At 35.2% G+C, this 13,574-nt stretch carries 14 protein-coding genes and 1 riboswitch; of the genes, 4 read left to right on the top strand and 10 right to left on the bottom strand.

Annotated features, from left to right (window positions below; genetic code table 11):
- Nucleotides 1-311: 311 nt before the first annotated feature.
- A complete protein-coding gene (gene aguA, locus ACW2QF_RS03395; RefSeq protein WP_455714589.1) occupies nucleotides 312-1,403 on the bottom strand; it encodes an agmatine deiminase in 1,092 nt (363 codons plus the stop codon).
- A 256-nt stretch (nucleotides 1,404-1,659) separates the two neighbouring features.
- Between aguA and ACW2QF_RS03390 the strand changes: the two genes are divergently transcribed.
- Together ACW2QF_RS03390 and ACW2QF_RS03385 are read left to right on the top strand one after the other, a co-directional pair.
- Entirely contained in the window at nucleotides 1,660-2,040 is a 381-nt protein-coding gene (locus tag ACW2QF_RS03390; protein ID WP_455714588.1) for a CidA/LrgA family protein, read from the top strand.
- Nucleotides 2,021-2,698 carry an LrgB family protein gene (locus tag ACW2QF_RS03385; protein ID WP_455714587.1) on the top strand — a complete coding sequence of 226 codons (678 nt, stop codon included), beginning with the start codon at nucleotides 2,021-2,023 and terminating at the stop codon, nucleotides 2,696-2,698. Before ACW2QF_RS03390 ends, ACW2QF_RS03385 begins: the two co-directional genes overlap by 20 nt.
- Here the strand turns inward: ACW2QF_RS03385 and ACW2QF_RS03380 are convergent.
- Nucleotides 2,695-3,552 (bottom strand): metallophosphoesterase family protein, encoded by an 858-nt coding sequence (locus ACW2QF_RS03380; protein ID WP_455714586.1) that lies wholly within the window; start codon nucleotides 3,550-3,552, stop codon nucleotides 2,695-2,697. The genes ACW2QF_RS03385 and ACW2QF_RS03380 overlap by 4 nt on opposite strands.
- Nucleotides 3,553-3,952: 400 nt before the next feature.
- On the opposite strand from ACW2QF_RS03380, the gene ACW2QF_RS03375 reads away from it, so the two are divergent.
- Together ACW2QF_RS03375 and ACW2QF_RS03370 are read left to right on the top strand one after the other, a co-directional pair.
- A complete protein-coding gene (locus ACW2QF_RS03375; RefSeq protein WP_455714610.1) occupies nucleotides 3,953-4,573 on the top strand; it encodes a phosphatase PAP2 family protein in 621 nt (206 codons plus the stop codon).
- A gap of 149 nt (nucleotides 4,574-4,722) precedes the next feature.
- A riboswitch (THF riboswitch) is annotated at nucleotides 4,723-4,821 on the top strand.
- Nucleotides 4,822-4,947: 126 nt separating this feature from the next.
- The gene (locus ACW2QF_RS03370; protein ID WP_455714585.1) at nucleotides 4,948-5,517 is read left to right on the top strand and encodes a folate family ECF transporter S component; all 570 of its coding nucleotides are present in this window, start codon (nucleotides 4,948-4,950) and stop codon (nucleotides 5,515-5,517) included.
- Between the two features lie 65 nt (nucleotides 5,518-5,582).
- Here ACW2QF_RS03370 and ACW2QF_RS03365 read toward each other — a convergent pair whose 3' ends face one another.
- From ACW2QF_RS03365 to ACW2QF_RS03330, 8 genes are all read right to left on the bottom strand, one after another.
- Entirely contained in the window at nucleotides 5,583-6,599 is a 1,017-nt protein-coding gene (locus ACW2QF_RS03365; protein ID WP_455714584.1) for a glycosyltransferase family 2 protein, read from the bottom strand.
- Between the two features lie 197 nt (nucleotides 6,600-6,796).
- Nucleotides 6,797-7,687, bottom strand: coding sequence for a Yip1 family protein (locus tag ACW2QF_RS03360; protein WP_455714583.1), 891 nt, complete (start codon nucleotides 7,685-7,687; stop codon nucleotides 6,797-6,799).
- Between the two features lie 94 nt (nucleotides 7,688-7,781).
- Nucleotides 7,782-9,107 carry a pyrimidine-nucleoside phosphorylase gene (locus tag ACW2QF_RS03355; protein WP_455714582.1) on the bottom strand — a complete coding sequence of 442 codons (1,326 nt, stop codon included), beginning with the start codon at nucleotides 9,105-9,107 and terminating at the stop codon, nucleotides 7,782-7,784.
- A gap of 20 nt (nucleotides 9,108-9,127) precedes the next feature.
- Complete coding sequence (gene cdd / locus ACW2QF_RS03350; RefSeq protein ID WP_455714581.1) at nucleotides 9,128-9,544, bottom strand: cytidine deaminase; 417 nt, start codon at nucleotides 9,542-9,544, stop codon at nucleotides 9,128-9,130.
- A 140-nt stretch (nucleotides 9,545-9,684) separates the two neighbouring features.
- Entirely contained in the window at nucleotides 9,685-10,350 is a 666-nt protein-coding gene (gene deoC / locus ACW2QF_RS03345) for a deoxyribose-phosphate aldolase (protein WP_455714580.1), read from the bottom strand.
- A 51-nt stretch (nucleotides 10,351-10,401) separates the two neighbouring features.
- A complete protein-coding gene (gene deoD, locus ACW2QF_RS03340; protein WP_455714579.1) occupies nucleotides 10,402-11,106 on the bottom strand; it encodes a purine-nucleoside phosphorylase in 705 nt (234 codons plus the stop codon).
- Between the two features lie 88 nt (nucleotides 11,107-11,194).
- Complete coding sequence (locus ACW2QF_RS03335; RefSeq protein WP_455714578.1) at nucleotides 11,195-12,379, bottom strand: phosphopentomutase; 1,185 nt, start codon at nucleotides 12,377-12,379, stop codon at nucleotides 11,195-11,197.
- Nucleotides 12,380-12,398: 19 nt separating this feature from the next.
- Nucleotides 12,399-13,517 (bottom strand): aminopeptidase, encoded by a 1,119-nt coding sequence (locus ACW2QF_RS03330; RefSeq protein WP_455714577.1) that lies wholly within the window; start codon nucleotides 13,515-13,517, stop codon nucleotides 12,399-12,401.
- Nucleotides 13,518-13,574: the final 57 nt, after the last annotated feature.

Here is a 13,574-nt window from a genome sequence, read left to right as displayed (position 1 = left end):
ACTTTAACTTTTCTCATTTCATGTCTTCCTTCCTATTTCTTTATTCTATTCTCTATATATCTCTATTTTACTTTATTCTTTTTTCTTTTTCTTCTTCTTTTCTCTTTCTTTTTTTCCTACCTGCCCAATGAATTAGTCGATTACGAAACTCATACAAAGTGTCACCTATACTTTTCACCTTGGTACTATACTAAAAAACGATAGCGTAGTAGCTATAGTACTTCTTAGTATGTGCTTATAAACATAGTACGACGAGGCAAGGAAGCCGAGTCAGCCTGAACACGACAGGATGTCGTGTAGAACGCCTACATCTATTCAGGTACTTGTTGGGTGATACAGTGGATATTTCCCCCGCCTATAAGAATATTTCTTGTAGGTAATTGAATTACTTCTCGATTAGGGAATAGCCTTATGAGTATTTCCTTTGCTTTCTCATCCATCGGGTCATCAAAACCTGGCATAACAACGCAGGTATTAGCAATATAGAAATTTACGTAAGAAGCAGCTAAACGCTCCCCCACTTCTCTTGTTGGTTCATCATCACACCAAGCAATCCCTTCACAATCCTTCTTAGTCATGTGAATTGGTGTTGGTAGTGGTAGTTTATGTATGGTCAGTTTCCGCCCTTTGGCATCAATTTCACTGCTCAATATATCATAACAACTCTTAGACATTGCATACTGTGGGTCTTTCTCATCATCTGTCCATGCAAGAACAACCTCACTAGGTCTAACAAATGCACAGATATTATCTACATGTTCATTGGTCTCATCAAGATAAATACCATTCTTTAGCCAGATAACCTTGTCCACATTAAGATATTCTTTTAACATATCCTCAATCTCACTCTTTGTCATATCAGGATTACGACCTTTACTCAGTAGACAGGCCTCTGTAACCATAGCTGTTCCTTCCCCATCTACATGGATTGCTCCACCTTCTAATACAAAATGCCTTGCATTGTACACATCTCTTTGTTCCAAATCACATACTTTTCTAGCAACCTTATTATCTTTATCCCAAGGGAAATACAGACCATCTTCTAGTCCGCCCCAGGCATTGAAATACCAATCTATTCCCCTAACTTCACCTTTATCATTTACAACAAAGGTAGGACCACAGTCTCTAGCCCATGCATCATCAGTTGACATCTCTACCACACGAACATTATCTGGCAACATTCGTCTAGCGGTATCATATTCCTTTTCACTAACAAGCATGGTAACTTGCTCTGAAGTTTGAATTGCTCTTGCCACTTGGGCAAATTCCTTTTTTGCTGCAATGCCACCAAACTGCCAAGAATCTGCCCTCTCTGGCCAAATCATATAGCAACCACTATGCCTTTCATATTCTGCCGGCATACGAAATCCATCTTCTCTAGGTATTGATTCCAGTATTTTCATTTTAATATTCCTTTCTTTTACACATAAATTTAGACAATTGCGATTGCAATTTTCTAACACATCTTATTTATCCAAATTAGTATACAATTATAGTATTGTTAACTTATTTTCAAAGGAGAAATTGTATAATTTTCGTTGTAAATACTGCATATATTAGGCATCTTCACAATTGACGGGTATTCCTAACTGTGCTAGGATACTAAAGAAAAAATGTATTATGTTACTATAAACGCGCAAATAAATAGGAGACTTACAAATGAAATTATTAAAACAACTCTGTATAATATTTGGGTTGTGTCTGGCTGGAGTAGGTATCTCAGCCATACTTCCCTTTACATTTCCATCAAGCTTAATCAGTATGCTATTACTATTAACTTTATTAATCACTAAGGTTATAAAACTCGAAACAATTAAAGACATAGCTGAATTTTTATTAGGAATTATGGCATTCTTATTTGTTCCTTCTGGTGTAGCAATTATTGAAAAATATTCTTTTCTAAAAGGAAAGATTTTAATTCTTATTATAATTTGTATCATCACTACTATCCTTACATTTTTAGTAACCGCTTATACCGTTACTGGTGTAATGAAAATTATGAACAAAGGAGGAAAAAAGAATGAACGAATTTCTGAATAGTCCTTTTTTCGGTTTAACCTTAAGTTTAGGTCTCTACATTTTTTGTAAGTATTTAAATGATAAAACAAAACTTGCAATACTTAATCCTTTGCTAATAACAACCGTACTTATTGTAGCTATCCTAACTATTTTTGATATTCCACTTAGTACTTACAATGAGGGTGGTGATATGATCACTATTTTCCTTGCACCAGCAACAACAGTTCTTGCTTATTCGATTTATAAACAAATCACATTACTAAAGAAGAATTTCATTCCTATCGCAATTGGTTGTCTAGCTAGTAGTATCACCTCAATGAGTAGCACATATTTATTATGTAAATTGTTTGATATCGATTCGGTGATTACAGCATCTATGATACCAAAATCGGTTACCACTCCAATTGCAATGGAAGTAAGCACTACCTTATCTGGCATTCCTTCTATCACAGTTGCGGCTGTTGTTGTAACAGGAATCCTTGGCTCTATCACATGCCCAATATTAATCAAAGTCTTCCGTATTAAGAACAAAGTTGCCGCTGGTGTTGCAATTGGTGCAAGTAGCCATGCTGTTGGTACTTCAAAAGCTATCGAACTTGGCGAAGTAGAAGGTGCTATGAGCGGTATAGCAATTGGTATATCTGGTATTCTTACTGTATTAATCTCAGTATTTCTTTAAATAATTCCAAGTTGTTTTGCCGCCTCGTTCCAATAGCGAGGCGGTATTTGATTCCAGTCCACATCCTCCATCTCTTCAGAGGCAATATCATATGCTTTCTTAACGCATATAGGTGCATAATTCACACCCTCTTCTATGGAGCGCAAGATACAACGCATCCATAAATTTGCTTTCTCTTTCATCTCGCTCTCTTCAAATTCCCGTACTAATTCCTGATAATCATAAGGTATTGTTTGGAATTCAAATTTCCATTTATCGTCAACCCATTCAAGTACGGCCATATGGGCACTTTCCTTACAACCAATTGGAACTCCAACAGAACCTGGATTAATGATAATCTTATCTTTAAATTCGTAAGAAAATTGTCTGTGGCTATGCCCACATAACATGTATTTATAGGAGATTCCTTCTAACACGTCCTTTGTATTCTGGGCATTCTCATATAGAAGTTCTCTCGAATTTGTTAACGAACCATGGGCAATCAGAATAGGTTCTGTATTTTCAATTTCTACGACTCCTTTATTATCTAAACTTTCAAACCAATGAATATCCTCACTTAATAGGTTTTCATATGTATATAATAGATTTCCTGTATTGGCTTCATATACCCAACCATCTGGATATCCCTCATTATGTCTTATAAAATACTCCTCTCGATTCCCCCTTATACACCAAACTTCATAAGTCTTTCTGATTTCACTAATTAAATCTAAGGTTGTTTGGGGATTTGGACAATCACTGACGTAATCTCCAAGTAGGATTAACTTCTTAATTCCTTGTTTCTCTATATATTGAAGACAGGCCTCTAACGCCAAATGGTTACTATGTATGTCACTTAAAACTGCCACCTTCATAACGGGGATCCCTCTCTTTCTTCGTAATCTTCCTCGTTAGCTAATTGCTACTTCCAGGTCAAGTAGCTTCGCTCTTTCTCATTAGTTACATTATACTTAATATAACATATTTTATCAATTTTTCCAGCTAGACTTTTTTCTATTCTTTGCTTTCTAAATAAATATTAAGAAATCTTAACTTTTTTTCATATTTGTATCCATTGCACCCCTACTTATGTTATGCTATAATCACGTATGGCAATAATTCATTGAATAGTAATTTACCCATTACGATCAATTATAGAAAGGCGGCATAATCTTGAGTAAAACAAACCAAAATAAGCCTCCACATACCCCTCTAAAGGGTAATGTTGTTACAAATTTTTTCAAAAAGTATAAACATGCGTGGGTATTACTTTATATGTTTATCTATTTTCCATGGTTCTTTTATTTGGAAAAGACTATAACTACTCACTATACATCGGTGCACATAAGGTTAGATGATTTCATTCCATTTAACGAGTTGTTTATCATTCCTTATTACCTTTGGTTTATCTATGTAGCTGGTGTGATCGCTTACTTCCTCTTTACTTCTAAGGAAGACTACTACAGATGTTGCGCATTCCTTTTTATTGGTATGACAATTTGTTTAACAATTTACACAATTTGGCCTAATGGTCAGGATCTAAGACCAACTACATTCGCTAGAGACAACTTTCTTGTAGATATTGCTAAGAATCTATATTCATCAGATACATCTACAAATGTTTGTCCAAGTATTCACGTATTTAATTCCATAGGAATACACATAGCAATTATGCATTCTGCTAAATTAAAGAACAAACATTGGGTTAGACGTGGTTCCTTTGTCCTTTGTGTATTAATTTGTTTAGCAACTGTGTTTTTAAAGCAGCATTCTGCATTTGATGGGATTGCAGCATTTATCTTAGCTGTATTTATGTATCTTATTGTATATGTACCGAATTACGCTAAGTTATTTAATAAACAAAGCGCTTTATCCGAATCACATACTGAAGCTTAAAATATCGAATTTTAGACCATTTACAAGAAATTTGTAGATGGTCTTTTTTAAATTGCTATTCCAAATTGTAATAGCCAGTCATAGCTTATCTGTATAACACAATTCTTGACATATTTAATTCAGCAGATATATAATGAATCTGCTAACAAAGCAAAGTAGAATAATATGCGTTAAGTGTTTAGTGAACGGGGAGTTGTCACTAGAACGAAAAGCTTAGGCTTGCGGTATATTGTTCGCATCCCGTTGCTGCAGTTGAGAAAGACATCTCATATTGTAGCCAGGTATAACTTGTTAACACGTAGTAACGTAGAAGTATTATCTTGGTTCTTGGTATCATACGTTGCTACCAACTACATTGTGGAGGTGTTTTTATTATGCATTTTATTAGTAAAGAAGCATTAAATCTGAAGAAACAAATTACAAACTTGAGTCAGCTTCGTAATCTTATCTTCTGCGCTCTAATGATTGCTATGTTTATTGTAGTATCTTTTTTTGATATTCCAATTACAAAGTCTATCGAGATTCGTCTTGGCTTTATCATCATTGCTGCTGCCAGTATGCTTGGTGGACCAATTATGGGACTTAGTGTTGGTGCTTTAGGTGATGTTGTGAAGATGATTATAATAGGTGGAAAGGGAAGCTCTTTCTTCTTTGGCTTCACCATTACATATGCGTTAATGGGCTTTTTATTCGGTCTTGTTTTTTACAAGAGTAGAATAACTATTCCTAGAGCCATCGCGGCAAGTATCTGTGAATTTGTAATCTCAATATTTTTGAATACGTATAACCTATCAATCTTATATGGTTCACCATACAAAGCTGAATTTATTAGCAGACTTCCCAAATCAGCTATTATGCTTGTAATTAATGTGTTCTTATTATTTATAACGATGCGTGCTTTGCAAGCTGCATTCAAACATAACCACATCACTGTGGAATCATAAATTAAAAAGGTATACAACAAACTGAAAGTTATTAAAACTCCCATAGTTGTTGTATACCTTTTTTATCATCCAAATCCAAATATCTTTTGAGATATTCGATATCCCATCTTGATAATTGCATGCCCTGCATGACCTGGTAGATGCATACTATGACCTAATATACTATGTCGGATCTTAAGATACATCTTAGGATTGGATTCTTTAAGATATTCCCATAACTTCTTCTTCTTTTCCAAGCTTTCTTCCGTACCAATTTTAACAAGATATACGGAACACACCATCATCATGACAGATAGAAACTTTAACATGTAATTCTGAAGTTTCTTACTTTCAACGGCAAATACATCGGTTGATTCAATCATTAACCTAGTAACACGAATCTGTTGATCAATTCTACTCATAATTACTTTCTCGTTAACCGATTGATCCTCTCTTCCTATAAAATAACGATAAAAGTCCTCATCTAAGTAGTACAATGTCTTTACGTATGGAAGTGGTTGATATACAAATAGATTATCCACGTAGAAAGTATGTTTTGGCAATTGTAATTTACAATCACGTAACAACTGTGTGCGATAAAACACAGAGTGCATTAAGATGTTTTGACTTTGTTTAAAATGTTTCAAGTCATCCCAGCCAAATATGCAATCCACTGGCATCGCACCCTTATAATGAATTACCTTTTGCTTGTTTAGATTTACTTTTTCATATACATAATTAGCAATTAGTAAATCAAGTTCTATTTTCTCATCATGCATCTTTCTTAATAAATCCAAAACTTTCTTTAGTGACTTTTCATTTACCCAATCATCACTATCGACTACTTTGAAGTACAATCCTGTTGCATTCTTAAGTCCTGTATTGACAGCTTGTCCATGCCCTCCATTTTCTTGGTGGATTGCTTTAATAATGGTAGGATACTTTTCTTGATATGCATCTGCTATCTTTCCAGTGTCATCCTTTGATCCATCATTTACAATGATAATTTCCATTTCCTCTCCACCAGTTAACAAGGTTTCGACAGCTCTGCCTAGGTATTCTTCTGAATTATAACTTGGTATTGCTACTGATAATAGTTTCATAATTCCTCCTCTGCATGTAGCCAATCTTAATCTTCTTCACCTTCTTAGGTGTCAACTAGCGTGCTATGCATAGATTTATTAAATATATAATGAACTAAACAAATGTCTAGTAATAATCGTTCTAATAGTCTAATATTTGCACTCCTGGGGTTATTAATTCCCAAGGAGTGCCTACTTGTTTCCCATTCGTATTTGTGTTATTGAAGTTTCATATATAGATACATTAAAATAAATGTTACAATTACATAGATTCCAAATATTAAGAAAGTTGTATAAACACGTTTATTTTCATCTTTAATCGTGCCATCATCTAATGCAGTATGTACATAGTAATAGCCTAGAATACTACCTATTGCAAAAGCTAAAATTGCAAGTGTTAAACTGAATAAAGACATAATTATAGCAACTACTAAAAATGGAAGTAAAGCAGCGCTCTTTGTTGCAGCAACACATAATCCTTCTTTAAAAGTCTTATTTGCTTTACCATATTCTTTTACAATTAACATGGTTATAGCTGCGAATATACATGCACCTAATATAGTTCCGATTAAAGAACTTAAAACCGTACTAAAATAATTAATATCAAGCGAATCTGGTTCCATGAAATAAGATAAGCCATAGAATGCACTCATAAACAAAGAGTAAATTTTACGTACTAATAGGCATGAGAAAATAATACTTAATATAGCTTCTGCACCAATTAGTATAAGCGCATTAACAAAATTCTTCTCATTAACAAAGTTCTTTAAATTATCCGCAGGAGCTTTCCATATATCAAGTAGAACTTTCCATATATTTTTTGCATACTTACCAGCTACTGCTGCTGCCTGGGAAGCTTGTTGATTAAATTGACTTGGTTGTCCCTGCATTGGTTGTCCTTGCATTGGTTGTCCATACGTATAACCGCTAGTCACCACTTGTTGCTCACTTTGAATAGCTTGTTTATTAGCCTCTTCTTTTATTCCCTTAATATCTTGCGCTTCACTTATCTCAGATGCTATTGTTTGATCTAGCTCACTCCCCAACGAACATGAACAAGTTTCTCCATCTTGTAAAGGCTTACCACACTTACCACAAAAATTTGCCATACTTTCTTCCTCTCTCTCATATTTATTTGGTGACTGTATGAATTAGATTTTATTTCATACTAATTTACAGTCATCAAATAAACTATACCATAGATTAGGAATACTTTTCAATTCCTTCTTTGCTAACTCTGGCAAATATTAGTGGCTCAATTTCAGGTTTTTGTTCCGTAATTGTGTACGCCTTTAATAAAAGATGCTCTGCATCTGCAAACATCTTCTCATCTGCTGCATATAGTGTAGCCAACACATCACCCTTCTTAACATATGCACCAATTTTTTTCTCTAAAATAATTCCAGCTGAATAATCAATTGCACTTTCTTTTGTGGCACGACCAGCTCCCAGTTCTACCGATGCAATTCCACATTGCTCTGTATTCATGTGCGTAATAAAGCCTTCACGTTCAGAACGAACTTCATAGCTTAATGGAGCTTTAGCAAAAGCATTGGTATCTTTGATTACACTAGAATCGCCACCTTGTGCTTCTACCATATCTACTAATTTTCCAAGTGCTTTTCCTGATGTAATCGCATCTTTAGCCATCTTTTCACAAGCTTTTAAGTCGCCCATACCACATAAATAAAGCATGTTAGCAGCCAAGGTTAAACAAACACTCGAAAGATCTTCTGGCCCATTCCCTTGTAATGTATGAACAGCTTCTATTACTTCTAAGGAGTTTCCAATAGCATTTCCTAGTGGCACATCCATATCCGTAATTAAAGCAACTGTTTTTCTTCCTTCATGCTCTCCAATGGCTACCATCTTCTCAGCAAGAAGTATGGCATCGTCTATTGTCTTCATGAAGGCTCCGCTACCTGTCTTGACATCAAGAAGTATACTATCACTACCAGCTGCAAGCTTCTTACTCATAATAGATGATGCAATAAGTGGGATACTTCCTACGGTAGCTGTTACATCACGAAGCGCATAGAGTTTCTTATCTGCTGGCGCAAGATTACCCGATTGACCAATCACGCTAACACCAATTTTATTAACAATATCAAAGAACTCTTCTCTTGGAAGAGCGGTCTTCATACCCGGTATAGCTTCCATCTTATCAATTGTTCCACCTGTATGCCCAAGTCCTCTACCTGACATCTTCGCTACTTTGCCACCACATGCTGCTACAATTGGCGCAATAACAAGTGTGGTCTTATCACCTACCCCGCCTGTACTGTGTTTATCTACTTTAACGCCATCAATAGCCGATAAATCAACCATATCTCCAGAATGGGCCATTGCTCCTGTCATCACAGCCATCTCATGATCCGTCATTCCTTTGAAACAGATGGCCATTAACATTGCCGACATTTGATAATCAGGGATTTCTTCATTAACATAACTATCTATCATAAATTGAATTTCTTCGTCTGTAAGGATTTCTCCTTCCTTTTTCTTTGAAATCAAATCCACCATTCTCATTCTCATCACCTCCGTCTTAATTAATCCTCATTTAAATCTCCAGGACCAAAACCAAATGGTAATATCTCTTCTAAGGTATATTCCTTATACTCATCTTCAGATTTTGCAAGGATAATTTTAAATGTTTTAGGATTACAAAACTCCATCATTACTTGTCTACACACACCACAAGGAGCCGTGAAATTCTCTACTTTACGATCTTTTCCTGCAACAATAACAATCTTTTCAAAATCTTTCACACCTTCACTAACCGCCTTAAAGAAAGCAGTACGTTCTGCACAGTTTGATGGTGTATAAGCAGCATTTTCTATATTACATCCTGTATAAATAGAACCATTCTTAGCAACCAATACCGCTGAAACATTAAAGTTAGAATATGGAGCATAGGAATATTCCAATCCATCAATTGCCATTCTAATTAGCTCTTTATTATTCATTATACATATACCTCTCCATCTCTTTTATTTAAGTGTCTACGAAACTCTCACTAATCTGCATATACTAAATAAAGACAAGGGAGGGGTATTACCTAAGTCATAATCAATCCTTCGTAATACCCCATCCTACCTTAAATATCTTAATATCCTGTAGCAGTTTCGTTTTTTGCTAGCTTAACAATACGGCTTGTTCCTAATCTTGAAGCACCAAGTTCAATGAATTTCTCTGCATCATCAAATGAAGAAATTCCACCAGCTGCTTTCATCTTAACGTCTTTACCGATGTTTTTAGCAAACAATGCAATATCATCAAATGTAGCACCTGCTGTAGAGAAGCCTGTTGAAGTTTTGATATAATCAGCTCCTGCTTCTGTAACAACTTCACACATCTTGATTTTTTCTTCTTCTGTTAATACGCAAGTCTCAATGATAACTTTAAGAATCTTGTCTTTACATACTTCTTTTAACGTCTTGATTTCTTGTTCAACTAAATCAAATCGCTTATCTTTAACCCAGCCAAGATTGATAACCATATCAATTTCGTCTGCTCCATTATCTATAGCATCCTTCGTTTCAAATGCTTTAACAGCTGTTGTATTATAACCGTTTGGGAAACCAATAACAGTACAAACTGCCATCTTATCTCCCACATACTCTTTTACTTGCTTCACGTAAGAAGGAGGTATACAAACACTTGCTGTTTGATAATGAATTGCATCATCACAAATTGTTTTAATATCAGCCCATGTAGCCGTGATTCCCAACAATGTATGGTCAACTTTTTCAAAAATATTTTTCTTATCCATGGATACATATCCTCTCTATATTATGATTATAGTTTCACGATTGCACTATAACTATTCCGCTACTTCTAATGCTATTTCCATCATTTCTCTAAAGCTTGTCTGTCTTTCCTCCGCAGGAAGAGACTCACCAGTGAATACATGGTCAGATACTGTAAGAATACATAACGCTTTCTTCTTAGCTCTAGCTGCAATCATGTAAAGAGCCGCTGCTTCCATCTCTACTGCTGTAACATTCATCTTTTTCCATAATTCATTTGTCTTTTCATAATCATTGTAAAAGTGATCTGATGATAAGATGTTACCAACAACAACTTTGATGTTCTTCTCTTCTGCAACTTCAACTGCTTTACGAAGAAGTGAGAAATCTGCAAGTGGAGCAAATGTTCCAGGTAGTTTATATTGTTCTGCATAGTTAGAGTCTGTTGAAGCACCCATACCAATTATTACGTCACGAACTTTGATATCATCTCCGATACCACCTGCAGAACCAATACGAATGATACTTTCTACATCATAAAAATGATATAGTTCATATGAGTAGATACCGATTGATGGCATACCCATTCCACCGCCCATAACGGATACTCTCTTTCCTTTATAAGTTCCTGTATAACCAAACATGTTACGTACAGTATTAAAACATACAACGTCTTCTAAAAAATTCTCTGCAATATATTTTGCTCTTAATGGATCTCCTGGCATTAATACTGTCTTTGCGATGTCACCTGGCTTTGCTGCATTATGTGGTGTTGCCATAATAAATACCTCCTAATTAAACTAAATTAAAATAAATTGGACTTAAAGTATACTACATTTCATCGTCTTTATCAATGAAACTGCTTTACTATATAATATCTGATAATACAGATTTTCCTGCTACCTTGGAATCCACATCAAAATAGTCTAAGATTGTTGCTGCAATGTCAGCAAAAGTATCTCTTGTTCCAAGATTGATATTCTTCTTAATCTTATCTCCGTAGATTACAAATGGTGTATATTCACGAGAATGATCTGTAGATGGTGTTATAGGGTCACAACCATGATCAGCAGTAATCATTAGAATATCATCTTCTTTTAATTCTGCTAATATCTCTGGTAATCTCTCATCGAAGTAAGTAAGCGCTTTTGCATAACCTTCTACATCGTTTCTATGACCATATACCATATCAAAATCGACTAAGTTAGTAAAACATAAGCCATTAAAATCACGTTTCATATATTCAAGGGTACGTTCAATTCCTTCTTCATTGTTGGCTGTACGCACCATCTCTCTAATACCTTTACCAGCAAAAATATCATTGATTTTACCTACTGCTAATACATCTAAACCAGCTTCTATTAACTGATCAAGCATTGTTGTTTTTGGTGGTACTAAGGAATAATCATGACGTCTTGAAGTACGTTTGAAGTTTGGCGCTTCTCCTTCAAAAGGTCTAGCAATAACACGTCCTACTCCATATTCCCCTTCACAAAGTTCTCTTGCGATTTCGCAATATTCATATAGTTGTTCAATTGGTACAATTGATTCATGTGCTGCTATTTGGAATACGCTATCTGCTGATGTATAAACTATTAATGCACCAGTTTTCATGTGCTCTTCACCATAATCGCGGATTACATCTGTACCTGAATAGGGTTTGTTACAGATAACCTTTCTTCCTGTACGTTCTTCGAATTTATCAAGTAATTCCTTAGGAAATCCTTCTGGAAATGTTGGAAGTGGTTTTTCAGAAATAATACCAGCAATTTCCCAATGTCCAATTGTTGTATCTTTTCCCTTGGAGCTCTCTGTCATACGAGCATATGCTCCAACTGGCGTAATTGTTTCCTTTGCCCAGTCTTCTTCTGGTCTTTCAATTTCAACACCATCAATGTTGAAGAAACCAAGCTTTTTCATATTAGGCATACGAAAATTCCTACTTGTAGAAGCTGCCTTTACTGTGTTGCTTCCTTCATCTCCATAATTTGCTGCATCTGGCATTTCCCCAATGCCAAAACTATCTAAAACTATTAAAAATACACGTTTCATACCTATACCGTCCTTTCTTTTATTTAAGATTCTCAGGATTTAAACACTCTAATTCTTTCACAACAAAGCGTCCATCTTTACGAACTAATACGTCATCAAAATACATCTCTCCTCCACCATACTCAGGAGTTTGAATACAAACAAGATCCCAGTGAATAGAAGAATGATTTCCGTTAGGAGCATCATCATAACAGTTACCTGGTGTGAAGTGGAATGATCCCTTAATCTTTTCATCAAATAAAGTATCTTTCATTGGAGTTACTACATATGGGTTTACTCCAATTGCAAACTCACCTACATAACGAGCACCTTCATCTGTGTCAAATACTTCATTAATTCTTTCTGTATCATTAGCAGTAGCCTCGATTATCTTACCATCTTTGAATGTTAATTTAATATTCTCAAATGTATATCCTTGATATACCGCTGGTGTATTGTATTGTAATGTCCCATTGATAGAATCCTTAACTGGTGCTGTGAATACTTCACCATCTGGGATATTAGCAGAACCTGCACATGGGATTGATGGAATGTCTTTTATAGAGAATGTAAGATCTGTTCCTGGTCCAACAATATGCACTTTATCTGTACGATTTAGATATTCCACTAGATTCTCCATTGCTTTTCCCATCTTAGAATAATCCAAGTTACAAACATCAAAATAAAAGTCTTCGAATTTTTCAGTACTCATGTTAGCTAACTGTGCCATAGAAGCATTGGGATAACGAAGAACAACCCAACGTGTTTTTGGTACACGAACATTATGGTGTACTGGTGTAGAATATAAACTTGAGTATAACTTCATCTTATCAGCTGGGACATCAGAATACTCTGTTACATTGTCACTACCACGAACGCCAACATAACAATCCATCTTAGACATTTCAGCTGCATCTATCTCTGCCATAACCTTTAACTGCTCTTCTGTACAGTTAAGAAGCATTTCTCTTTCTACAATAGGATCTGTGTAGTGAGGGAATGGATTTCCCCCAGCAGCATACACTTCCTTAATTAATTGCTTCGCTAACGTCTGAGTAGCAGGTCCTGTGTAATGAATATATACGTTATCACCTTTTTTGACTTTCATTGAATAATTAACGAGATTTTTTGCTAGTGTTTTAATTCTTTCATCTACCATGTTTTTATTTCCCTTTCTACTACAATATGTTTATGGTTAAAGTACCTAACAGCCAGT

The sequence above is a fragment of the Anaerosporobacter sp. genome (assembly GCF_965301125.1).
Note: the sequence above shows the minus strand (reverse complement) of the source record. Positions and strands in the feature narration are given on the sequence as shown.